The organism is Microbacterium testaceum StLB037 (assembly GCF_008763945.1).
Lineage (GTDB): Bacteria > Actinomycetota > Actinomycetes > Actinomycetales > Microbacteriaceae > Microbacterium > Microbacterium testaceum_G.
In genome coordinates, this window is the sequence record NZ_VTQH01000002.1 from 109,193 (window position 1) to 130,047 (window position 20,855).

Below are 20,855 nucleotides of genomic sequence, written 5' to 3' on the forward strand. Positions count from 1 at the left end.
TCCGGTGCGTAGACTCCCCGCTCTCGTGGCCGTGACCGCTCTGGCCGGATTCGGCCTCGTCGGGTGCTCGGCATCCGCCGCCTCGTCGTGCCCGACGCCCACCGACAGCGCGGTCGCGTCCGTGGTCGACGCGAGCGGCGACTTCGGCACCGCACCGACGGTGTCGGTGCGCTCGCCCTTCGTCCCCGAGTCGGCGGGCACGCAGACGCTCATCGAGGGCGACGGCCAGCGCATCACGCGCGACGGTCAGCTCGCGCTCGTCGACGTGACGGTGCTCGACGCCGCCACCGGCACGCAGCTGGTCGCGACCACCTACGCCTCCGACGTGAAGTCGGCGACCCCCCTTCCGCGCCTGACCCAGGCGATCCCGGCCATCGGGCCGCTGCTGAACTGCGTGGCCGAGGGCTCGCGCGTCGCCGTGGCCATCCCCGGTTCCGACCTCGGTGCCCAGGGTGCGCAGGCGCTCGGGGTCAACGAGGGCGACGGAGCGATCTTCGTCTTCGACGTGCGCAAGGTCTTCCTCCCCAAGGCCGACGGCGCCGACCAGTACAACGCCGACTCGGGCATGCCCTCGGTCGTCCGCGCCCCCGACGGCACCCCCGGCGTGATCATCCCCGCCGGCGACGCGCCCACCCAGGAGCGCTCCCAGACCATCAAGAAGGGCGACGGCGACGTGCTCGCCGCCGACTCGTCCGTCGTGATCCACATCCAGGGCGTCGCGTGGGGTGCGAAGAGCACCTTCGCCTCGACCTGGAAGAACGGCGCGCCCGGGCAGGCGACCGTGTCGCAGCTGCCGCCGGCCCTGGCCTCGGCGCTCGAGGGACAGACCGTCGGCTCGCAGGTGCTCGTCGTCGTGCCCGCCGACCAGACGCAGCAGGACCAGCAGATCCTCCAGGCTCCGGCGAACGCGGCTCTCGTCTACGTCGTCGACATCCTCGGAACCGTCAGCTGAGCGGCATCCGCTGATCCGACGCGCTCAGGCGCGGTCGGGGAACGCACGGCGACCTCCCCGCGCAGCGCTCGACGCCTAGGATGGGCGGGTGCCCGCCACCGTGTCCCGCAGCGCCCCCGAGGAGCGCCTGGTGAACCTCGTCGTCGCCCTCATGGCGACCGAGCAGGGCCTGACGAAGGACACGATCCTGTCGTCGGTGGCCGGTTACCGCGAGCAGCTCGAGGCGGGCGCGTCGAAGGACGCGCTCGAGAAGATGTTCGAGCGCGACAAAGAGAGCCTGCGCGGGCTCGGGGTGCCGATCGAGACGATCGGCAACCGCACCGATCCCGACGATCTCCGCGAGGCGCGGTACCGCGTTCCGACCGCCGAGTACGCGCTGCCGGAGGACATCACGTTCAGTCCGGCCGAGGTGGCTCTGCTCAACATCGCCGGGGGCGTTTGGGGGAGCGAGTCGCTCTCGGCCGACGCCCGCAGCGGCCTGCGCAAGATCCGGGCACTCGGCATCGCGGTCGACGAGCCCATCATCGGGTACGCCCCACGCATCCGCGTGCGCGACGCGTCGTTCGCCGCGCTGCAGCGCGCCATCGAGCAGTGCCGCGTCGTCACCTTCACCTACCTCCGCCCGGGAGAGGCCCGCCCGCGCGAGCGTCGGGTGCAGCCCCTCGCGCTCGTCGAGTACGAGGCTCGGTGGCACGTCTACGGCAACGACCTCACCGTCGAAGCCGACCGCACCTTCCTGCTGTCGCGGATCGTCGGCGAGGTCACGCTGACGCGCTCGAGCTTCCCGGCCGAGCTGCGCGAGGGAGCCGGAGAGCGCGCCCTCGAGGGCCTCCGCGCCGTCGCCGCCCGCCAGCGGGCTCTGCTCGAGGTGCACCCCGGCACCGAGGCGGCTCTGCGCCTCGACCGTCGCGCCGAGAAGGCGCCGCAGGGGATCTTCGTGCCGTACGTCGACCTGCACGTCTTCGCCGACGAGCTCGCCTCGTACGGACCCGAGGTGCGCGTGGTCGAACCGGCCGACCTGCGCACCGAGGTCATCCGCCGGCTCGAGGCCACCCTCGCCCTGCACGGGGGTGCCGCGTGAGCACCGATCGTCCCGTCGCGGCCCTCGACCGCGCCGCCCTCCTGCTGCAGCTCGTGCCCTACCTGCTGGGCAAGGGCGAGGTCTCCGTGGCCGAGGCCGCGGCCGAGTTCGAGGTCGCGCCCGACCAGATGCGCGCGATGGTCGAGCGTCTCACCGTGATCGGGCTGCCGGGCGAGCGCGGGTATTGGCAGCTCCCGCACGACCTGTTCGACATCGACTGGGACCTCCTCGACCGCGAGGACGTCATCGCCATCACGAACACCGTGGGGCTGGAGCGCTCTCCGCGTCTGACCGCCCGAGAGGCGGCCGCGCTGCTGGCGGGGCTGCAGCTGGCGCGGAGTCTGCCCGGCTTCGGTGACAGCGAGCTCGTCACGGGCCTGCTGTCGAAGCTCGCCCGGGGAGCGGCGGCGGCGCCCGCGGCGGTGATCGTCGCACCCGGGCCCGTCGACGGCGTGCGCGACGTGGTGGATTCGGCCCTGCGCGCACGCGTCGCCGTGTCGTTCACGTATCGCGCCCCCGGTGCCGACCCCATCCGCCGCACGGTCGATCCGATCAAGGTGCACATCGCGAACGGGCAGTGGTACCTGCAGGGCTGGGATCACCTGCGTCAGGCCGTCCGGACCTTCCACCTCGATCGCGTGAGCGACGCCGCGGTCACCGAGATCCCGGCCGCGCACGGTGCCGATCCGGTACCCGAGCTGTTCGCCCCGTCCGACGACGAGGTCGTCGCCCGGTTCCGCTTCCCGCGCGCCGTGGCCCCGCTGCTCGCGGACTACCTCGAGCGCGCCGAGATCGAGGATGCCGAGGACGGCAGCGCCGTGGCATCCCTCCGCCTGGCCGACGAGCAGAGCCTCAAGCGCCTCGCGGCGCGGCGCGGGGGAGAGGTCGAGCTCCTCGAACCCGCCGGCGCCCGGCGCGCCGCCGCGGACTGGGCGGCCGCGGGACTCGCGCAGTACGCGCACGAATCCTGACCGATCCCGCAGGGTTGCCGCGCGTCGGAGCAGCGCGCGAGAGCCCGGGTTAGACTGAAGTACCGCCCGAACGAGACGAGGAGTCCTCATGTTCCAGGGTTTGACCGGATGGCACCTGCTGATCGTTCTCGCTGTCATCCTCCTTCTTTTCGGTGCCGCCAAGCTCCCCGCTCTCGCCAAGAGCATGGGTCAGTCGGCACGTGTGTTCAAGAGTGAGATGAAGGAGATGAAGCGCGACGACGAGGTCGCCGCCGCATCCGAAGCCCCGCGCGCCACCGACGTCGGCACGACTCCGACCGTCGCTCCCGAGCCGCGCAGGTCGACCGACCCCACCGTCTGACCCGTGGCGACGGCAGGACCGCCGCGGATCGACGTGCCCGAGGGGCCGCGGCGCGACAAGCGCATGTCGATCGGCGCGCACCTGGTCGAGCTGCGCAAGCGGCTCATGATCGCGGCGCTCGCGCTCGTGGTCGGCATGGTGGTGGCCTTCCTCATCACCGACCCGATCATCCACCTCATCACCGAGCCCATCCGGGCCATCGCCGAACGGCGCGGTGACGACTTCTCGGCGCTGAACTTCACCTCGGTGACCTCGGCGTTCGATCTGCGCATGCGGATCGCATTCTCGATCGGCATCTTCCTCTCGGCGCCGGTGTGGCTGTGGCAGATCTGGGCGTTCATCATGCCCGGGCTCACGCGCAAAGAGATCCGCTACACGGTCGGGTTCGTGGCATCCGCCGTCCCGCTCTTCTTCGTGGGCTGCTGGGTCGGGCTGCTGATCGTCCCGCACGTGATCGAGCTCATGTGGGGCTTCACCCCCGAGGGTGGGACGAACTTCTACAACGCCGTCGACTACTACGACTTCGTCTTCAAGCTCCTCATCGTCGTCGGGGTGGCGTTCGTGCTGCCGGTGTTCCTGGTCGCCCTGAACGTCGCGGGCATCATGAGCGGCAAGGCGATCCTCAAGGGCTGGCGCATCGCGATCCTCATCGCCACGCTGTTCTCGGCCCTCGCCACCCCCGCGGCCGACATCATCAGCATGCTGATGCTGGCCGGCATCCTGACCGTCCTCTTCTTCGCGGCGGCCGGTGTCTCGATGCTGTTCGACCGGCGCAAGGCGCGTCGCCTCGCCGCGGCCGAGATGCCATCGGGGCCCATCGCGTGAGTTCTCCCAGTCCGGCCGAGCGGTTCGCTCGCGCCGCCGCCCGTTCCACGCACCCGCACACGGCGGACTTCGCCGAGATGCAGCGGTTCGAGCTCGACGATTTCCAGATCGCGGGATGCCATGCCCTCGAGGACGGCCGGAGCGTGCTGGTGGCCGCTCCCACCGGTGCCGGAAAGACCATCGTCGGTGAGTTCGCGATCCACCTCGCGATGCTCGAGCCCGGAGACAAGGCGTTCTACACCACGCCGATCAAGGCGCTGTCGAACCAGAAGTTCCACGAGCTGCAAGAGGTGTACGGCGACGACGAGGTCGGTCTGCTGACGGGCGACACCAACATCAACGCCTCGGCGCGCATCGTCGTGATGACCACCGAAGTGTTGCGCAACATGCTGTACGCCGACTCACCGGCACTCCGGGGTCTGCGCTTCGTCGTCATGGACGAGGTGCATTACCTCGCCGACCGTTTCCGTGGGGCGGTGTGGGAGGAAGTGATCATCCACCTCCCGCCGTCGGTCAAGCTCGTGTCGCTGTCGGCGACGGTGTCGAACGCCGAGGAGTTCGGCGACTGGCTCGACACCGTGCGCGGCGACACCGAGGTGATCGTGTCGGAGACGCGGCCCGTGCCCCTCGAGCAGCACGTGCTCGTGCGGGGCGACCTGCTGCCGCTCTTCGACGACCGCGCCGGGGTCGCCACCGCCCAGGTGAATCAAGAGCTGCTGCGCATCCGCGGCGGCAACGCCGGCGGGTACGAGAACAACCGGCGCGCGCAGGAGTACCGTTCGCAGCGGCACGCGGGCGGCCCCCGCCACGCGCACCAGCGCCGCGGCGGGCACAAGCCACTGCGCGCTCAGCAGGGCCCCCGCATCGAGCGCATCGACCGGCCCGAGGTCGTCGAGTTGCTGCAGCGCAATCACCTGCTGCCGGCGATCTTCTTCATCTTCAGTCGCGCCGGGTGCGATGCCGCCGTGCAGCAGCTGCGCCGCGCGAACGTGCGGCTCACCTCGGCCGAGGAGCGCGTCGAGATCCGCCAGATCGTCGACGAGCTGACCCTCACCCTCAAGGACGAGGATCTCGCCGTCCTCCACTTCTGGGAGTGGCGCGACAACCTCGAACGCGGAATGGCTTCGCACCACGCGGGTCTGCTGCCGGCGTTCAAAGAGGTCGTCGAGGAGCTCTTCCGCCGCAAGCTCGTCAAGGTCGTCTTCGCCACCGAGACGCTCGCCCTGGGCATCAACATGCCCGCGCGTACGGTCGTGCTCGAGAAGCTCGAGAAGTTCAACGGCGAGGCGCGCGTCGCCATCACCTCGGGGGAGTACACGCAGCTGACCGGTCGCGCCGGCCGCCGCGGCATCGATGTCGAGGGTCACGCGGTGGTGCAGTTCACCGAGGGGCTCGATCCGCAGTCGGTCGCCGCCCTCGCCTCGCGCCGCACGTACCCGCTCAACTCGAGCTTCCGGCCCACGTACAACATGGCCGTCAACCTCATCGACCAGTTCGGTCGGGCGCGCGCCCGCGAGATCCTCGAGTCGTCGTTCGCGCAGTTTCAGGCCGACCGGTCGGTCGTGGGCCTGGCCCGCCAGGTGAAAGAGGCCGAGGAGTCGCTCGACGGCTACGAGAAGGCGATGACGTGCGATCGCGGCGACTTCCGCGAGTACTCCACCATCCGGCGCGAGCTGAGCGATCTCGAGAAGATCAACAGACGGGATGCCACGGCCCCCCGCCGTCTGCGCGACGAACGTCAGCAGCAGATCCAGTCGCTGCGCAAGCGCATGCAGCGGCACCCGTGCCACTCCTGCCCCGACCGCGAGGCGCACGCCCGCTGGGCGGAGCGGTATTGGAAGCTCAAGCGCACGACCGACAAGACCCGCCAGCAGATCGACCAGCGCACCGGAACCGTCGCGCGCGTCTTCGACCGTGTGGTCGAGGTGCTCGCCGCCCTCGAGTACGTCGCGATCGAGGACGACGGGGCGACCGTGCTGACCCGTGCCGGGCGGACGATGCGCCGCATCTACGGCGAGCGCGACCTGCTCGTGGCCGAGTCGCTGCGGCAGGGACTGTGGGAGGGGCTCGACGCCCCCTCGCTCGCCGCCCTGGCGTGCTGCCTCGTGTACGAGCCGCGCCGCGATGAGGCGGGGCCGGGGGAGCGGGGTCTGCCCCGTGGTGCCTTCCGGGGTGCCTTGGATGCCACGCAGACGCTGTGGCAAGAGCTCGACGACCTCGAGCGCGACCACCGTCTGCCGGGCTCCGAGTCGCCCGCCTCGGGTCTTGCTCCGGCGATGCACGCGTGGGCGAAGGGGCTCCCGCTCGACAGCGTGCTGACCCTCGCCGACATGGCCGCGGGAGACTTCGTCCGCTGGGCGAAGCAGACCATCGATCTGCTCGATCAGATCTCGCTCGTGGCCGAGCCCAAGCTCGCGAAGACCGCCCGCACCGCGCTCGACTCGGTGCGGCGCGGCATCGTGGCCTACACCTCGGCATGAGCGGGACCGCGACGTCGGCCTCGCGCCGAGCCCCGCTCTTGCGCCTCGCCTTCGCCGCGCCCCTGGCCGTGGTGGCGGGTCTGCTGCTCGTCACCGCCTACCCCTCGCTGGCGTGGTGGCCGATGGCGTTCCCCGCCGTCGCCCTCGCCCTGGTGACGCTGATCGGACGCCGGTTCTGGTCGGCGGTGCTGATCGGCTTCCTGTTCGGGGTGGCGTTCTTCTCGGTCAACCTGCTCTTCACCGCCCGCTACCTCGGACCGGTCCCGTGGGCGGCCCTGTTCGTGCTCGAGGCGCTGATGACGGCCGTTCTGGCGGCTCCGATCTCCCTGGCGTACCGCTGGATGCCCCGCGTTGCGCCGGGGCGTGTGGGGCGCCTTCTGCCACTTCCGGCGCTGGTGGCGGGCCTGTGGACCCTGCGCGAGCAGATCGTGGGCTCCTGGCCGTACGGCGGCTTCCCCTGGGGGCGCATCGGCGTCTCGCAGGTGAACGGCCCCTTCGCCGAGGTGGCGTCATGGGTGGGCATGTCGGGGTTGTCGTTCCTCGTCGTGCTGTTCTGCGCCATGGCGATCGAGTTCGTCCGCGCAGGGCGGGTACGCCGCGTGGTCGGCGCCGTGCCCGCGACGGCGGTGCTCGTGGTGCTGGTGGCGCTTCCGGCGTTCCCCACCAGCGACGCGGGCACGATCCGCGTGGGCGCGGTGCAGGGGAACGGCCCGGCGGGCTACTTCGACCAGCGTTCGCGCAACGCCGTGTTGAACGCGCAGCTCGCGGCATCCGCTCCGCTGTTCGGTCAGCAGATGGACGTGCTGCTGTGGCCTGAGGGGGGCGTCGACTCCGACCCGACCTCGAACCCGGCGACGGCGGCGACCCTGTCGGAGCTGTCTCGGCGCCTGGACGCCCCCCTGCTGGTGTCGGCGGTGACGGAGCGGGGCTCGGAGCTGTTCAACTCGTCGCTGCTGTGGACGGCCACGGGGCAGGAGGGGTCGATCTACGACAAGCGGCATCCGGTGCCCTTCGGCGAATACGTTCCCGACCGCTCGTTCTGGGAGCCGTTCGCCCCCGATCTGATCGGGCTCATCGGTCGCGAGTACACCCCGGGCACGGCCGCGCCGCTGATCGACCTGAACGGCGTCGGCGTGGGACTCGCGATCTGCTTCGACGTCATCTACGACGACGTCGTGTGGGACGGCGCGAACGAGGGCGCCGAGGTCTACATGTTCCAGACGAACAACGCCGACTTCCGCGGCACCGACGAGAACCTCCAGCAGCTCGCGTTCGCGCAGATGCGGGCGATCGAGACGGGGCGCTCCGTGGTCAACCTCTCGACGGTGGGGACGAGCCAGGTCATCGCTCCCGACGGCTCGGTGCTCGACTCCCTGCCGCCCGACACCGCGGGGCACATGCTCACCGACGTGCCGCTGCGCACCGGGCTGACCCCGGCGGTCGTGATCGGGCCGGCCGTGAAGCTGATCCTCGGGTGGGGGAGCCTCGCGGGGCTGCTCGCCGCCGGGCTCGTACTCGCGATCCGCTCGCGGCGCACGAAGAAGACGCCGACCCCCGAAGGGGCCGGCGTCTGAATCAGCGGGTCAGCGTCAGGCGCTGAGCTTCTCGTTGCCCGCGCCGCGACGAGCGCGGACGAACGCGAGGCGCTCCTCGAGCAGCTCTTCGAGCTCGGGGATGGTGCGACGCTCCAGGAGCATGTCCCAGTGCGTACGGGCGGCCTTGTCGGCGCTGTGGTCGACGGTCGCCGTGCCCTCTCCGATGCGAAGAAGCGCCTCGGCACCGCAGGTGCGGCACTCCCAGGCGTCGGGAACTTCAGCGTCGGCAGCGAAGGTCAGGACGGTGTCGCGTCCGCAGGTGCTGCAGGAGTAGGTGTGTTGTGCACGGTCGTGGAACACGACGCCGTCTTCGCTCTGGAGGCTTTGGGCGCCGAGTCGGATGCCGCGGAGACTGCGGTCTGCCATTGTGTGGTCCTCTCGTCGGTCCCCATGTATAACGTCCGCACCTGTGCGCTTTATTCGAACTGCGCGCGTCCTGACGGGTTTCACAGTGGATGCTCAGACAGGCGCCGTTCCCCGTCTGTTCACCAACGCGAGGGCCACGTCGGCGCGGTCGGTGACGAGGCCGTCGACGCCGAGGTCGAGCAGGCGCGCCATGTCGTCTTCGTCGTTCACCGTCCACACGTGGACCTCGACCCCGGCGGCGTGCGCGGCGCGGACGAGGCCGCGCGTGAGCACCCGGATCGGCCCCTGGCGCTCGGGGATCTGCAGGGCGTCGACCTCGCCCAGCAGAGAGCGGACCAGGGCGGTCCGGTGCAGCGCCCGCGCCGCGAGGAGACGGGCGATGGTGCCCGAACCCGGGGAGGTCGCCGGACGGACCCGCGCCCCCGCGGTTTCGGCGGCCGCGAGGGCAGCGCGCCGGCGCTCGTCGGAGAAGCTCGTGACGAGCACGCGCTCGGCGTGCGGGGCGACGAGCCGGCCGACCCCCTCTGCCGCGGCCGCCGCCTTGACGTCGAGGTTGAAGCGCACCTCGGGGAAGGCGTCGAGGGCCTGGACCAGCGTGATCAGACCCCCGCGGTCGGCCATCAGCTCCTCGATCTCGTGCAGGCGCACGTCGGCGATCGCCCGCGGGTCGCCGGCGACGCGCTGCAGGTCGTCGTCGTGGAAGAGAACGACCTCTCCGTCCGCGGTCAGGTGGCAGTCCGACTCGACGTAGTCGGCCCCGGCCGCGTGCGCCTCGGCCACTGCGGCGAAGGAGTTCTCGACCACCCCGAGCGCATCGGCATCCCGGGTCACCAGTCCTCGGTGGGCGAGCACGCGCGGAGAGGAGCGGGACAGATACGGATGCAGCGTCATCGGGCGTCTGAGCCGTCTGGGGCGGGCCGCGGTGGTTCGTCGTCGCCCCCGGTGCGCGCGGCGAACGCGCCGGAGATGCCCTTGAGGGCTTCGGTGAACTCGCTCGGGATGATCCAGAGTTTGCTCGAGGAACTGTCGCTGATCTTCGGCAGCGTCTGCAGGTACTGGTAGGCGAGGAGCTTGTCGTCGGGGCGGCCGTCGTGGATGGCGGTGAAGACGGAGTGGATCGCCTCGGCCTCACCCTGGGCGCGCAGGACCGCCGCCTGCTTGTCTCCCTCGGCCTCGAGGATCGCCGCCTGACGGCGCCCCTCGGCCTCGAGGATCTGCGACTGCTTCGAGCCCTCGGCCGTGAGGATCGCGGCGCGGCGGTCGCGTTCGGCCCGCATCTGCTTCTCCATCGAATCCTGGATCGACAGGGGAGGATCGATCGCCTTGAGCTCGACGCGTCCCACCCGGATGCCCCATTTTCCCGTGGCCTCGTCGAGGACGACGCGCAACTGGCCGTTGATGTTGTCACGGCTGGTGAGCGCTTGCTCGAGGTTGAGCCCGCCCACGACGTTGCGCAGCGTCGTGGTGGTCAGCTGCTCGACCGCGCCGAGGTAATTGGCGATCTCGTAGGTCGCCGCCCGCGCGTCGGTGACCTGGAAGTAGACGACGGTGTCGATCGAGACGACGAGGTTGTCCTCGGTGATGACGGGCTGGGGCGGGAACGACACCACCTGCTCGCGCATGTCGATCAGCGGGCGCACGCGGTCGACGAGGGGCACGACGAGGTTCAGACCGGGGGAGAGGGTCTTGTGGTACCTGCCGAGTCTCTCGACCACGCCGGCCCGCGCCTGCGGGATGATGCGGATCGCGCGGAACAGCACGACGATGACGAAGACCGCCACCACCGCCGCGAGGATCCACCCGATCGTCACGGGGATCAGATCGTTCATGAGGTCTCCTCCTTCTCTCGCGCGCGGACGACGGCGGTCGCGCCGTCGATGCGGACGACCTCGACGCGCGTGGCGGGGTCGATCCGGGCGTCGGTGTCGGCGCGGGCGGTCCACACGTCGCCGTTCGCCAGCTTGACCTGCCCGGGGACCGACGCCGACATCCGCGACAGGACGAGCCCCTCGAGGCCCAACAGGGCCTCGATGTTGGACGGTCGAGGGTCGGCGCCGCGGTGCAGGCGTTGCAGCAGGGGCGGACGCACGAAGAGCAGCAGTGCGACCGAGGCCACGGCCGCGACGATGATCTGCAGCCAGAGCGGTGCGCCCAGCACGTCGGCGACGAGCCCCGCGAGGCTCCCGACCGAGACCATGAGGAACGTGAGCTCGCCGGTGAGCATCTCGCACACGAGGAACACGAGGATGAGCAGGATCCAGCCGATCCAGGCCCACGTCTCGAGGGTGGAGAGAACGTCCATTTCGTGCCTCCTGGCCCGAACGTATCACCGGGTACCGACACCGGGGCCGGTTCTCACCCTCCCCACAGCAGTCCGCACCATCCGCGGCATCCGGGATGCGGCATCCGGGCTCGATAGGCTGGGGGCTGATCTTCGAATCGTCAGGAGAACCCCCGTGTCCCAGACCCTCCCGTCCGGATCCCTGAGCGGCAAGACCGCCCTCGTCACCGGCTCGTCGCGCGGTATCGGCGCCGACACCGTCCGCTACTTCGCCGAGGCCGGCGCGAACGTCGTCATCAACTTCCGCAACAAGGCCCCCCGTGCCGAGAAGCTCGCCACGCAGCTGCGCGAGCTCGGCGTCGAGGCCCTCGTCGTCGGGGCGGATCTGACCGACCCCGAGTCGGTGAAGGTGATGTTCGACGAGGTCGAGCGCACCTTCGGCGGTCTCGACATCCTCGTGCTCAACGCCTCGGGCGGCATGGAGTCGGGCATGGCCGAGGACTACGCGCTCCTGCTCAACCGCGACGCGCAGGTGAACGTGCTCGAGACGGCGCTTCCGCTGCTGAAGGACGACGCCCGCGTCGTCTTCGTCACCAGCCACCAGGCGCACTTCATCCGCACCACCCCGACCATGCCCGAGTACGAGCCGGTCGCCCTGTCCAAGCGCGCCGGCGAAGACGCTCTGCGCGAGAAGATCCCCGCTCTCGAGGAGCGCGGCATCGGCTTCACCGTCGTCTCGGGCGACATGATCGAGGGCACCATCACGGCGACCCTGCTCGAACGCGCCAACCCCGGCGCGATCTCGGCCCGCCGCGAGGATGCCGGAAAGCTCTACAACGTGTCGGAGTTCGCCGCCGAGGTCGCCCAGGCCGCGGTCGACCCGGTGCCCGCCGACAACACCCGCCTCGTCGGAGACACGGGTTCGTTCGGAGGCGAGTGAGCATGCGGCCGACCGACATCCAGACACTGATCGGGGTCGGTCGGCCTGCGATCTCCGCCTCGGGCGCGTTCGCGGTCTTCGCGACCTCGCGCCCCGACCTCGACGCCGATCGGGCGGTCGGCCAGCTGTGGCGGGTCGACCTGCCCGCGGGTGCGCCCCGGCGCATCACACGCGGGACGGCCGACCGCTCGCCGCGCCTGTCGCCCGACGACAGCACCGTCGCGTTCCTCCGCTCCGACGCGAGGGGCCGCGCGCAGGTGTTCGTCGTCGCCGCGCACGGCGGCGAGCCGGTGCAGGTCACCGACCAGCCCGGAGGAGTGACCGATCTGGCCTGGTCGCCGGACGGATCGCGCCTCGCCTTCACCGCGCGCGTTCCCGAGCCCGGGCGGTACGGCACCGTCGAGGGGCGGGATGCCGCGGCCGAACCGCCGCGCCGGATCACCGGTATCCGCTGGCACGCGAACGGTCTGGGCTACCTCGATCGACCCGCCCAGGTGTTCGTGGTGGACGCCCCCGCCACGGATGCCGAGCCGTTCTACGACCCCGCGCCCGCCCTCGAGACGCCGGAGAAGAAGGTCGTCGCCGAACCCGCCGCGCAACTCACGCACGGCGAGACGAGTTGGAGCGGCGTGGCGTGGACGCGCGACGGCGCCGAACTGCTCAGCGTGCCCGACGTGATCGAGACCGCCCGCCGCGACCTGCGCGATCGCGTCGTCGCGATCGCCGTCGACAGCGGCGAGCAGCGCGAGGTGCTGGGCCGGGCCGAGAACCTCTCCATCGCAGCGGTCGATGTCGCACCCGACGGGGCGGTCTTCGTGCTGGCGAACGACGTGGGAGATGAGGGGACCGACTTCGTCGCTCCCGGTGTCGCGCTGTTCGCCCTCGAGTCCGCTGGGCCGCGCCTTCTCACCGACCCCGAGACGACCGATCTCGGCGAGGTGGGCAGCCACCTGTCGTTCGACGGCGACGACGTCCTCGTCCAAGACCGCACGCGCGGTCGTCTGCGGCTCCTGCGTGTGACGCGCGACGGGCGGGTGGAGCAGGTGCTCGGCGGCGACCTCGAGGTGAACGGCCATGCCGTCGCGCGGGGCCGGGTCGTGGCGTCCGTCGCCTCTCCCGAATCCTTCGGCGAGCTCGTCGTGATCGAGGGGCCCGAGGTGCGGGCGGTCACCGCGTTCGGAGCCGCCGCGCGCGAGGCGGGCATCGTCGTGCCGGTCGAGCACGAGATCACCGGCCGCGACGGCTACCCGGTGCACGGCTGGGTCGCCACTCCCGAGGGGGAGGGGCCGTTCCCGGTCATCCTGCAGATCCACGGCGGGCCGTACGCGTCGTATGGCGTGCACCTGTTCGACGAGACGCAGGTGCTCGTCGACGCCGGATACGCCGTCGTCTACAGCAACCCGCGGGGGAGCGCCGGTTACGGCCGGGCGCACGGGCGGTCGATCCGCCGCCGCATGGGCACGCTCGACTTCTTCGACGTGATGGATTTCTTCGACGGCGTCGTCGCGGCCGACCCGCGGCTCGACGCGGAGCGGGTCGGGGTGATGGGCGGCTCGTACGGCGGGTATATGACCGCCTGGGTCATCGCCCACGACCACCGCTTCGCCGGCGCGATCGTGGAGCGCGGATTCCTCGACCCCGCCGCGTTCCCGGGCTCGAGCGACATCGGCTCGTTCTTCGGCGACGAGTACGTCGGCACCGACCCGCTGCTGGTGGCCGCGCAGAGCCCGATGGTCGTCGTCGACCAGGTCGCCACGCCCACGCTCGTGCTGCACTCCGAGCTCGACTACCGCTGTCCGCTCGAGCAGGCCACGCGGTACTACGCGGCGCTGAAGCGCAACGGCGTCGACGCCGAGATGCTCGTCTTCCCCGGCGAAGACCATGAGCTCACCCGCGCCGGTCGCCCGCAGCACCGCGTGCAGCGCTTCGACGCGGTCCTCGAGTGGTGGAGCCGCTACCTCCCGGTGACGTGACAGGGAACGGGCCCGGATGCCATGGCATCCGGGCCCTGTTCGTTCGAGATCACACGGCTTTGCCGAACTGGATCGCGCGCACGATCTGGAAGACGCCGAGAATCACCAGCGAGATGCCGATGAGCAGGAACAGCGTCACCGCGCCCAGCAGCGGCGAGAACAGCAGCACGATGCCGGCGACGATGCTGACGATCGCGAAGAAGATCGTCCAGGCCCGCGCCTTCGACTGGTGACCGGCCGTGGTGAGCGAGACGACGCCCTCGATGATCCACAGGATGCCGACCAGGGTGCCGATGAAGACGCCGAACCACGCGGTCGTCGCCGACAGGTTGGCGAACGAGAAGATGCCGGCGACGATGAACAGCACGCCGAGCACGAGGTAGCCGATGCGGGCCCATCCGGACCGCCAGAACAGGCCGATGCCGATGTTCACGAGGCCGGCGATGATCACGTAGACCGAGATGATGCCGACGGCGACCTCGGCGGTGCGGCCGGGCCAGATGAGGATGAGCAGACCGATGACGAGCGAGAGGGCTCCGCTGACGCCGAGCGCGGTGCGTACGGCGCCGACGGCGGGGTTGGTCGTGGTGGGCGACATGGCGAGCCTTTCTGAGTGAAAGCTGAGAACAACTCTCACCCTAGACCCGAGGGTTGCCCGGCGCGACGAGTGCTACGCGGGGGAGTGCTCGAGCAGCAGCGCCACCGTGAACAGCACCGGGAGGCAGCCGAGGGTCGAGATGAACACGACGTCGCGCGACAGGATCTCGCCCACGCCGTAGCGCTGGGCGAAGTTGAACACGTTCTGCGCCGTCGGCAGGGCCGCGAGCACGACGACGATGAACACCTGGTCGGCGGGCAGGGCGAACAGCGTCGCGACGAGCCACGCCAGCGCGGGCATCGCGAAGAGCTTGAGGATCGAGGCGATCACGATGTCGACGCGGCGGCCGGGCTCGGTCAGCACGCGCTGGCCGTACAGCGACATTCCGTACGACATCAGCAGGACGGGCACGCACGCGCCGGCGATCAGGTGCAGCGGATCGAAGACGATGGGCGGCAGGTCGATGCCCAGCAGCGCCACGAGCACACCCAGGGCGGAGCCGATGAGCATCGGGTTCTTCGCCGTCTGCAACAGGATGCGCCCGATGTTCCGAGACCCCGAGGTCGCGGCATCCAGGATCGAGAGGGCGATCGGCATGAGGATCAGCAACTGGAACAGGATCACCGGGGCCGAGTACGCCGCGTTTCCGAGCATGTAGAGCGAGATCGGGATGCCGATGTTGTTGCTGTTCACCTGACCGGCCGACAGCGCGCCGATCACCGTCTCGCCCACGCGGCGCCGCAGGATCAGGGCCGACACGAGCGCGTACACGCCGATGATGACCGCGGCGGTGATCATCGAGACCGGCAGGAGAGCGGAGAACAGCGTCGCGACATCCGCCTTCGCGAGCACCGTGAACAGCAGGAACGGCGACAGGACGAAGAACGTCAGACGGCTGAGGACGTGCCGCGCGTGCGGACCGAGCAGGTCGATGCGGGCGATGACGTAGCCCACCACCACGGCGAGGCCGACGACCGCGAATCCGGTGAAGACGCCGCTCATGCGACGGGGGTCCGTACCGGCGCGCCTGGGGGAGTCATCAGTTCGAGCGTAGCGGGGGTCTTGGTCCGGCCCGTGACGGCGTGGTGGGATGAGGTGCATGTACTCCGGATTCGCGCGCTTCTACGACGCCCTGCAGGGCGGGACCCCCGAGCCCTTCGCCGCCTGGATCGAGAGACGCGCGGTCGAGCTCGGGCGCGAGGTGGAGTCGATCCTCGAGCTCGGGTGCGGCACCGGGGCCGTGCTCGATCTCCTGCCCGCCGCGTGGGCCAAGGTGGGCATCGACGTGTCACCCGACATGCTCGAGATCGCCCGGATCAAGGGGGTGGATGCCGACCTGATCGAGGCGGACATTCGCGACGTCGCGCTGGATCGGCGGTTCGACGTCGTCGCGTGCGTCTACGACACCGTCAACCATGTGCCGGTCTCGGACTGGCCGCGGGTGTTCGCCGTCGCAGTCGGCCATCTCGAACCCGACGGGATGTTCCTCTTCGACATGAACACGCTCGGGCGCCTCCGCGACGGCGCGGGGCGGTCCGAGACGACGGTCGCCGGGGGAGCGACGGTCACGATCTCGATTAGCGACGAGGGCGACGACCGCTACGACTGGCACGTGCGCATCGAGGGCGACCACGATCCGATCGACGAGACGATCGCCGAGTACGGTGCCGCGTTGACCGACGTCCGCCGCATGCTGGCGGAGGCGGGATTCACCCGGGTCGAGGTGAGCGGCGGCCGCGATCGTCCCGTCGACGACGAGGCACCGCGACTGTTCTTCGCGTGCCGCCGCTGACGCGTGCCCCGCGGGAGCGGTCAGTGCTGCGGCTGCGGCCGGCGCAGGACCCAATCCAGCGTCGAATGCCAGGTCTGGCGCAGGGGTCGGCCGCGCCGCCACTCGCGCCAGGTGAGCAGCAGGATGATCAGGTCGAACACCGTGAGCAGCACGAGACCGATGCTCGGTGAGACGAACATCTCGTACACCTGGTAGACGAGGAAGGCACCGATCGCGACGATCGCCCACGGGTACACCCGTCGGGTGCCGAGCATCAGGGCGATGACGATCGCGAGCTTCACAACGCCGTGCAGCAGGAGGTACACGGCGAGGAACACGACAGTGCCCGATCCGAGCTGTTCGATGCTGTGCAGCAGCGCGTTCGCGAGGAAGTCGTTCGGCTCCCGCGCCAGCTCGTGCGCCGTCAGCCGCTGGGCGACGTGCAGCAACTGGCCGGGCGTCGTCACCAGCAGCACGACCGCGCCGACCAGCTCGACCAGGCCGTCGAGGCCCTTCAAGGCGACACCGATCAGGAAGACGAGATCCATCACCCGTTCGCGCATCTGGCGCTCCTCTCCGGCCGACGTCGACGGCGGCCGTCGTCGGGGCCGAGTGTAGGCCGTGAGGCATCGACACCTCGTCCACAAGACCCGGCTGGTCCGTAGGCAGGAGGTCTACCGTCGCGGGAATGAACACCTACGACCCGAACCTCACCGAGATCCTCGCTCGCGAACCCCTCCCGGCATCCGGAATCGAATCGGGCGACGTCGACTACGAAGCCGACGGTGTCGCTTACCGCGGATACCTGGCCCGCCCGGCAGGGGAGGGGCGCCACCCGGGGATCATGGTCGTGCATGACTGGCTCGGGGTGACCGACTACGTGCGCATGCGCTGCGACATGCTGGCACGCCTCGGGTACACGGCCTTCGCGGCGGATGTGTACGGCGCCGATGTGCGTCCATCGCCCGAAGAGGCGGCCGGAGTGGCCGGCGGTTTCTACCAGGACCGTCCGCTGTGGAGGAAACGTTTGACCGAGGCTTTCGCCTACCTGCGCGAGCAGCCGTCGGTCGCCGCCGACCGCACCGCGGCGATCGGATACTGCTTCGGCGGGTCGTCGGTGCTCGAGCTCGCGCGCACGGGCGCGGACGTGGACGCGGTCGTCAGCTTCCACGGCGGCCTGCTCACCGGCCCCGAGGGCGAGGCCGAGCGGATCACCGCGAAGCTGCTCGTGCTGCACGGTGCCGCCGACCCGGTCGCACCCGACGACGCGATGCTCGCCTTCGAGAACGACCTGCGCACGGCACCGTCGGTCGACTGGCAGCTGGTGTCGTACGCGAACGCGATGCACGCCTTCACACTCCCGGATGCCGATGCCCCCGAGCAGGGCGCGCAGTTCCAGGCGACCGCCGAGCGGCGCAGTTGGGCGGCGATGAAGGCGTTCCTCGCGGAAGTGTTCGAAGCGCGGGCGTGACAGGATTCGCCCGCCACGGGTTCGCATTGCGGTCCGTGGCGGGCGAATCTGGTGTTGCGGGCGTCAGGCGTCGCGGGACGCGGCGAGGGTGCGTCCGGCGGTGACCGAGGCCACGGGAGACGGCGACCGTGCGGGAACATGAGCTCCAGAGAGGGCCGCGGGATGTTAGCGAACGCCGCCCGATTCCTGAAATCTGATCAAAGCAGCCCGAGCTGCAACTGCTTCGGACCGCGACCCTTCCACCTTGGCTGCGTCTTCGACAAGTTTTCGAGCCGTTGCCTGGTATTCGCGAATTTCCTCAGTGATGTGGGCCAAGTAGTCTGCCAGGAAAGTAGCAAGTCCCATTTCGAGCTGCTCGAGAGTGGTGTCGCGAATTTCGAGGCGGCGGTCAGAAACCCGCAGGGTGACGTCGGGATATCCAGCGGCCACGAGAGCTTTTTTCGTTGCGGCGGAATGGATCGCAATGACTTCCTCTGACGTCGGGCGGCGAGTGAATACTGCGTCGACCTGGTACTTGTCGGGTGCGTCCAAGGTTCCGAGCGTTGGGGGAAGTGAGCCCGACAGCACGGTCGTGAGACCGAGCATGTCTGAGAAGTTGGCGCTGGCGGAAATGGGTTCGCTCATGCGAGACGTCTTTTCTGGTGGAGCGCTACAGGGTGACTGCGCGCGTGATCGGGTACCGGGATGCCGCGTGACGATTGATCAGGGATGCGCCATGTTTGCGACACTACGCTGAATATATTTTCCCCGTCGGTTTTCTTTTTTCATCGTCGCGCATCTCTTGCTTCGGCCAAAAATGGGGGTCAGTCCAGCACAATTCCTCCCAGAACCGTGATGCACTTTCTCGGGTCTTTGTCAATGCTTGCCGCGCGAGTGGTGTTCGGGTGTGCAGGTAGGCGTAATCTGCGTCAGATGGAGACGTTTACAATCCCCGGTGTCGGTGATGTCAATGTCGAATTCGAGGTTCGTCGTTTCGGTCTGGGCGATGACACGATGAAGAGTGTCCGACGAGTTTCATGGCGGGACGGTCGGGAGGTCAGCTGCGAGGCACATGAACGGACCGCGCTGCACCTCGAGGAGCTCGGGGTGACGTACTGAGATGCCGGCGGCTGCCCTGGCGTTCAGAGACCGTAATAGTCATCCCACTGGTTAGCAGAAGCGTCACCCTCAGCACTCGGACCCTGAATCCACGTGGTTGCGGCGCGCGGATACAGGTCATGCATCTGCATCATGGTCGCTTGTCCCGAGAAGTCTGGTTCCGCGCCGCTCCAGTCGCAGGGCATGCTGAGGATTGACGACCCCAGACCCACCATCAGCCACGCGACGCCGTGCGCATCATGGCCGCGAGTAATGGGGACCTCCACTTGCTCAGATGTGCCAACCCTCGCAAGTCCTACGGCGAGCTTGAGCAGCGCGTCTGCCACTTCGTCGGTGGTCGTGAAATGCCCACCCGCATAGCTAATCTCGCGCATCTACCTCAGTGTGCGCGCAGGCAGATGCAAACGGCGTTTTTCAGGGGTGGGTTGCTTTTGGCGGCGTCGTACCGCACCGTGCAGCGAGTGGCGGTGCCATGAGCATGAACGGCTCTTGTCGACGCAGCTTGTTCACGATGACGACGCGCAGATGGGACAGCAGCCGATCCTCAACGGCGAGGACGTGGCGCTCCTGGGAAAAAGTCGGCCCAACGGGGCTTCTTGTTTGCTCGGGTGGATCTGAAATCGTTCGGCAACGCGTGGCGCTGCAGCGTGTTCTCTGCTGGCGCGGTTCCACTCCGGCGACTTCGACAGCAGAAAGGTGCACAGCTCTCTCCGCGACGACGAGCTCGGGTGCCCGCGGGACGCTCAGTCGGCGTCCCCTCGCCGCCGGTGGCCGGCGTCAATCAGGTTTCCAGCGTGGTGACTGGCAATCGCCTGAGTACCTCGAGCCAAGCTCGCACCGAAACACCGTCAAACCGGGGTTTCGCACCGACGAACATGCATTAGAACGCATACGCCCCACGTAGCGTCACGAAGAAGTCCTCGGCATCCGCCTTCGGCTACGGGCCGGTACGGTCACCCAACCCAAGGAGCACGCAATGCCTGCACCCGCCATCGGATCCCGGATGGGACCGATCCGCCAGACCTATAAGGGGACAACCGACTTTCCACCGATCGCGAAGGCTTACACCGAGCTCTCGCACGTCGTCCGCGAAACGGGTCTGCTCGTTCGTGCCAGCCGCTTCTATGCCTTTGTCGGCGCGGCGCTCGCACTCGGCTTCGGCGGCGCGGTCACCGGCTTCATCCTTCTCGGCGACAGCTGGTTCCAGCTGCTCATCGCCGCGGCTCTCGGCATCCTGTTCACCCAGGTCGCCTTCCTCGCTCACGAGGCCGCGCATAAGCAGATCTTCGCCTCGGGCAAGGCCAACGACCGACTCGCGCTATGGCTCGCCGCCGGCGTCGTGGGAATGAGCCTGTCGTGGTGGACCTCAAAGCACACCCGCCACCACGCCAACCCCAACCGCGTGGGCAAAGACCCCGACATCGAGATCGACACCATCTCGTTCATCGAGGTCGACGCGGCGAAGGCGCGCGGCGTGCAGCGTTGGATCACCCAGCGTCAAGGGTGGGCGTTCTTCCCCCTGCTGACCCTTGAAGGCGCGAACCTGCACGTCATCGGCCTCCGCCACTTGATCTCGAAGGAACCGGTCAAGGGCCGTTGGACCGAGCTAGGTCTCATCGCCTCGCGCTTCGCGCTCTTCGTGGGACCCGTGTTCGTCTTCCTGCCGCTCGGCATGGCCTTCGCCTTCCTCGGCGTGCAACTCGCCGTGTTCGGGGTCTACATGGGCGCGTCATTCGCCCCGAACCACAAAGGCATGGCCGTCATCGCCCCTGACGCGAAGCTCGACTTCTTCAGCAAGCAAGTGCGCACCTCGCGCAACATCACCGGCGGCTGGTGGGCCACCTGGCTCATGGGCGGCCTCAACTACCAGATCGAGCACCACCTCTTCCCGAACATGCCGCGCCCGCACCTCAGCAAAGCCCGCGCCATCGTCAAAGAACACAGCCGGACACTCAACGTCCCCTACGTCGAGACCACGCTGCTGCAGTCGTACGGCATCGTCATTCGCTACCTCAACCGAGTGGGGCTCGCCGCTCGCGACCCGTTCGAGTGTCCGATGACGTCACCCTCGGCTCGACTTGCGCCGTAATCACGAGCATGCATGACAGAGGTC

The 20,855-nt window shown here is 69.1% G+C and carries 21 protein-coding genes; 12 read left to right on the forward strand and 9 right to left on the reverse strand.

The genetic code is table 11. From position 1 onward, the window contains the following. Positions 1-4 precede the first annotated feature (4 nt). The 7 genes from F9B98_RS09165 (at position 5) to lnt (ending at position 8,223) form a co-directional block, all read left to right on the forward strand. Positions 5-952 (forward strand): FKBP-type peptidyl-prolyl cis-trans isomerase, encoded by a 948-nt coding sequence (locus F9B98_RS09165; protein ID WP_150956316.1) that lies wholly within the window; start codon positions 5-7, stop codon positions 950-952. Between the two features lie 88 nt (positions 953-1,040). Beyond that, the gene (locus F9B98_RS09170; protein WP_150956319.1) at positions 1,041-2,033 is read left to right on the forward strand and encodes a helix-turn-helix transcriptional regulator; all 993 of its coding nucleotides are present in this window, start codon (positions 1,041-1,043) and stop codon (positions 2,031-2,033) included. After that, positions 2,030-3,004, forward strand: coding sequence for a WYL domain-containing protein (locus F9B98_RS09175; RefSeq protein WP_150956322.1), 975 nt, complete (start codon positions 2,030-2,032; stop codon positions 3,002-3,004). The genes F9B98_RS09170 and F9B98_RS09175 overlap by 4 nt, the downstream gene beginning before the upstream one ends. An 88-nt stretch (positions 3,005-3,092) precedes the next feature. Then, positions 3,093-3,344, forward strand: a complete 252-nt coding sequence (gene tatA, locus F9B98_RS09180; RefSeq protein WP_094733007.1) for a Sec-independent protein translocase subunit TatA — start codon at positions 3,093-3,095, stop codon at positions 3,342-3,344. A gap of 63 nt (positions 3,345-3,407) precedes the next feature. Next, a complete protein-coding gene (gene tatC / locus F9B98_RS09185; protein WP_150957765.1) occupies positions 3,408-4,169 on the forward strand; it encodes a twin-arginine translocase subunit TatC in 762 nt (253 codons plus the stop codon). Beyond that, positions 4,166-6,649 carry a DEAD/DEAH box helicase gene (locus F9B98_RS09190; RefSeq protein WP_150956325.1) on the forward strand — a complete coding sequence of 828 codons (2,484 nt, stop codon included), beginning with the start codon at positions 4,166-4,168 and terminating at the stop codon, positions 6,647-6,649. The genes tatC and F9B98_RS09190 overlap by 4 nt, the downstream gene beginning before the upstream one ends. After that, positions 6,646-8,223: an apolipoprotein N-acyltransferase gene (gene lnt, locus F9B98_RS09195; protein ID WP_150956328.1), complete on the forward strand. Its 1,578-nt coding sequence runs from the start codon at positions 6,646-6,648 to the stop codon at positions 8,221-8,223. The genes F9B98_RS09190 and lnt overlap by 4 nt, the downstream gene beginning before the upstream one ends. A 15-nt stretch (positions 8,224-8,238) precedes the next feature. Here lnt and F9B98_RS09200 read toward each other — a convergent pair whose 3' ends face one another. The 4 genes from F9B98_RS09200 to F9B98_RS09215 form a co-directional block, all read right to left on the reverse strand. Further along, on the reverse strand, positions 8,239-8,610 hold the full coding sequence (locus F9B98_RS09200; RefSeq protein WP_150956331.1) for an RNA polymerase-binding protein RbpA: 372 nt from the start codon (positions 8,608-8,610) through the stop codon (positions 8,239-8,241). 93 nt (positions 8,611-8,703) lie between these two features. Then, on the reverse strand, positions 8,704-9,501 hold the full coding sequence (locus tag F9B98_RS09205) for a glycerophosphodiester phosphodiesterase family protein (protein ID WP_150956334.1): 798 nt from the start codon (positions 9,499-9,501) through the stop codon (positions 8,704-8,706). Beyond that, positions 9,498-10,439 carry an SPFH domain-containing protein gene (locus F9B98_RS09210; RefSeq protein ID WP_150956337.1) on the reverse strand — a complete coding sequence of 314 codons (942 nt, stop codon included), beginning with the start codon at positions 10,437-10,439 and terminating at the stop codon, positions 9,498-9,500. The genes F9B98_RS09205 and F9B98_RS09210 overlap by 4 nt, the downstream gene beginning before the upstream one ends. Further along, positions 10,436-10,912 carry an NfeD family protein gene (locus F9B98_RS09215; protein ID WP_150956340.1) on the reverse strand — a complete coding sequence of 159 codons (477 nt, stop codon included), beginning with the start codon at positions 10,910-10,912 and terminating at the stop codon, positions 10,436-10,438. Before F9B98_RS09215 ends, F9B98_RS09210 begins: the two co-directional genes overlap by 4 nt. 154 nt (positions 10,913-11,066) lie before the next feature. Between F9B98_RS09215 and F9B98_RS09220 the strand changes: the two genes are divergently transcribed. Together F9B98_RS09220 and F9B98_RS09225 are read left to right on the forward strand one after the other, a co-directional pair. Beyond that, entirely contained in the window at positions 11,067-11,831 is a 765-nt protein-coding gene (locus tag F9B98_RS09220; RefSeq protein WP_150956343.1) for an SDR family oxidoreductase, read from the forward strand. 2 nt (positions 11,832-11,833) lie between these two features. Next, on the forward strand, positions 11,834-13,804 hold the full coding sequence (locus tag F9B98_RS09225; protein ID WP_150956346.1) for an alpha/beta hydrolase family protein: 1,971 nt from the start codon (positions 11,834-11,836) through the stop codon (positions 13,802-13,804). Between the two features lie 49 nt (positions 13,805-13,853). Here F9B98_RS09225 and F9B98_RS09230 read toward each other — a convergent pair whose 3' ends face one another. Together F9B98_RS09230 and F9B98_RS09235 are read right to left on the reverse strand one after the other, a co-directional pair. Then, a complete protein-coding gene (locus F9B98_RS09230) occupies positions 13,854-14,402 on the reverse strand; it encodes an HdeD family acid-resistance protein (protein ID WP_150956348.1) in 549 nt (182 codons plus the stop codon). A gap of 72 nt (positions 14,403-14,474) precedes the next feature. Beyond that, positions 14,475-15,404 carry an AEC family transporter gene (locus F9B98_RS09235; RefSeq protein ID WP_150956350.1) on the reverse strand — a complete coding sequence of 310 codons (930 nt, stop codon included), beginning with the start codon at positions 15,402-15,404 and terminating at the stop codon, positions 14,475-14,477. A 97-nt stretch (positions 15,405-15,501) separates the two neighbouring features. On the opposite strand from F9B98_RS09235, the gene F9B98_RS09240 reads away from it, so the two are divergent. After that, positions 15,502-16,194 carry a class I SAM-dependent DNA methyltransferase gene (locus F9B98_RS09240; RefSeq protein WP_191966753.1) on the forward strand — a complete coding sequence of 231 codons (693 nt, stop codon included), beginning with the start codon at positions 15,502-15,504 and terminating at the stop codon, positions 16,192-16,194. Positions 16,195-16,214: 20 nt separating this feature from the next. On the opposite strand, the gene F9B98_RS09245 is transcribed toward F9B98_RS09240, so the two are convergent. Beyond that, positions 16,215-16,736: a DUF2127 domain-containing protein gene (locus F9B98_RS09245; protein WP_150956354.1), complete on the reverse strand. Its 522-nt coding sequence runs from the start codon at positions 16,734-16,736 to the stop codon at positions 16,215-16,217. A 125-nt stretch (positions 16,737-16,861) separates the two neighbouring features. Here F9B98_RS09245 and F9B98_RS09250 point away from each other — a divergent pair, with 125 nt between their 5' ends. After that, positions 16,862-17,644, forward strand: a complete 783-nt coding sequence (locus F9B98_RS09250; RefSeq protein WP_150956356.1) for a dienelactone hydrolase family protein — start codon at positions 16,862-16,864, stop codon at positions 17,642-17,644. Positions 17,645-17,809: 165 nt separating this feature from the next. On the opposite strand, the gene F9B98_RS09255 is transcribed toward F9B98_RS09250, so the two are convergent. After that, positions 17,810-18,268: a hypothetical protein gene (locus tag F9B98_RS09255; RefSeq protein WP_150956358.1), complete on the reverse strand. Its 459-nt coding sequence runs from the start codon at positions 18,266-18,268 to the stop codon at positions 17,810-17,812. 497 nt (positions 18,269-18,765) lie between these two features. Beyond that, positions 18,766-19,116: a hypothetical protein gene (locus tag F9B98_RS09260; RefSeq protein ID WP_150956361.1), complete on the reverse strand. Its 351-nt coding sequence runs from the start codon at positions 19,114-19,116 to the stop codon at positions 18,766-18,768. Positions 19,117-19,718: 602 nt separating this feature from the next. Here F9B98_RS09260 and F9B98_RS09265 point away from each other — a divergent pair. Continuing rightward, positions 19,719-20,831: a fatty acid desaturase family protein gene (locus F9B98_RS09265; RefSeq protein WP_150956365.1), complete on the forward strand. Its 1,113-nt coding sequence runs from the start codon at positions 19,719-19,721 to the stop codon at positions 20,829-20,831. Positions 20,832-20,855: the final 24 nt, after the last annotated feature.

Coding starts and splice junctions, on each gene's coding strand:
- F9B98_RS09215 (WP_150956340.1), bottom strand. CDS start 10,912: ATGGACGTTCTCTCCACCCTCGAGACGTGGGCCTGGATCGGCTGGATC.
- F9B98_RS09210 (WP_150956337.1), bottom strand. CDS start 10,439: ATGAACGATCTGATCCCCGTGACGATCGGGTGGATCCTCGCGGCGGTG.
- F9B98_RS09205 (WP_150956334.1), bottom strand. CDS start 9,501: ATGACGCTGCATCCGTATCTGTCCCGCTCCTCTCCGCGCGTGCTCGCC.
- F9B98_RS09265 (WP_150956365.1), top strand. CDS start 19,719: ATGCCTGCACCCGCCATCGGATCCCGGATGGGACCGATCCGCCAGACC.
- F9B98_RS09260 (WP_150956361.1), bottom strand. CDS start 19,116: ATGCGCGAGATTAGCTATGCGGGTGGGCATTTCACGACCACCGACGAA.
- F9B98_RS09255 (WP_150956358.1), bottom strand. CDS start 18,268: ATGAGCGAACCCATTTCCGCCAGCGCCAACTTCTCAGACATGCTCGGT.
- F9B98_RS09230 (WP_150956348.1), bottom strand. CDS start 14,402: ATGTCGCCCACCACGACCAACCCCGCCGTCGGCGCCGTACGCACCGCG.
- F9B98_RS09240 (WP_191966753.1), top strand. CDS start 15,502: ATGTACTCCGGATTCGCGCGCTTCTACGACGCCCTGCAGGGCGGGACC.
- F9B98_RS09250 (WP_150956356.1), top strand. CDS start 16,862: ATGAACACCTACGACCCGAACCTCACCGAGATCCTCGCTCGCGAACCC.
- F9B98_RS09200 (WP_150956331.1), bottom strand. CDS start 8,610: ATGGCAGACCGCAGTCTCCGCGGCATCCGACTCGGCGCCCAAAGCCTC.
- F9B98_RS09245 (WP_150956354.1), bottom strand. CDS start 16,736: ATGCGCGAACGGGTGATGGATCTCGTCTTCCTGATCGGTGTCGCCTTG.
- tatC (WP_150957765.1), top strand. CDS start 3,408: ATGTCGATCGGCGCGCACCTGGTCGAGCTGCGCAAGCGGCTCATGATC.
- F9B98_RS09235 (WP_150956350.1), bottom strand. CDS start 15,404: ATGAGCGGCGTCTTCACCGGATTCGCGGTCGTCGGCCTCGCCGTGGTG.
- tatA (WP_094733007.1), top strand. CDS start 3,093: ATGTTCCAGGGTTTGACCGGATGGCACCTGCTGATCGTTCTCGCTGTC.
- F9B98_RS09225 (WP_150956346.1), top strand. CDS start 11,834: ATGCGGCCGACCGACATCCAGACACTGATCGGGGTCGGTCGGCCTGCG.
- lnt (WP_150956328.1), top strand. CDS start 6,646: ATGAGCGGGACCGCGACGTCGGCCTCGCGCCGAGCCCCGCTCTTGCGC.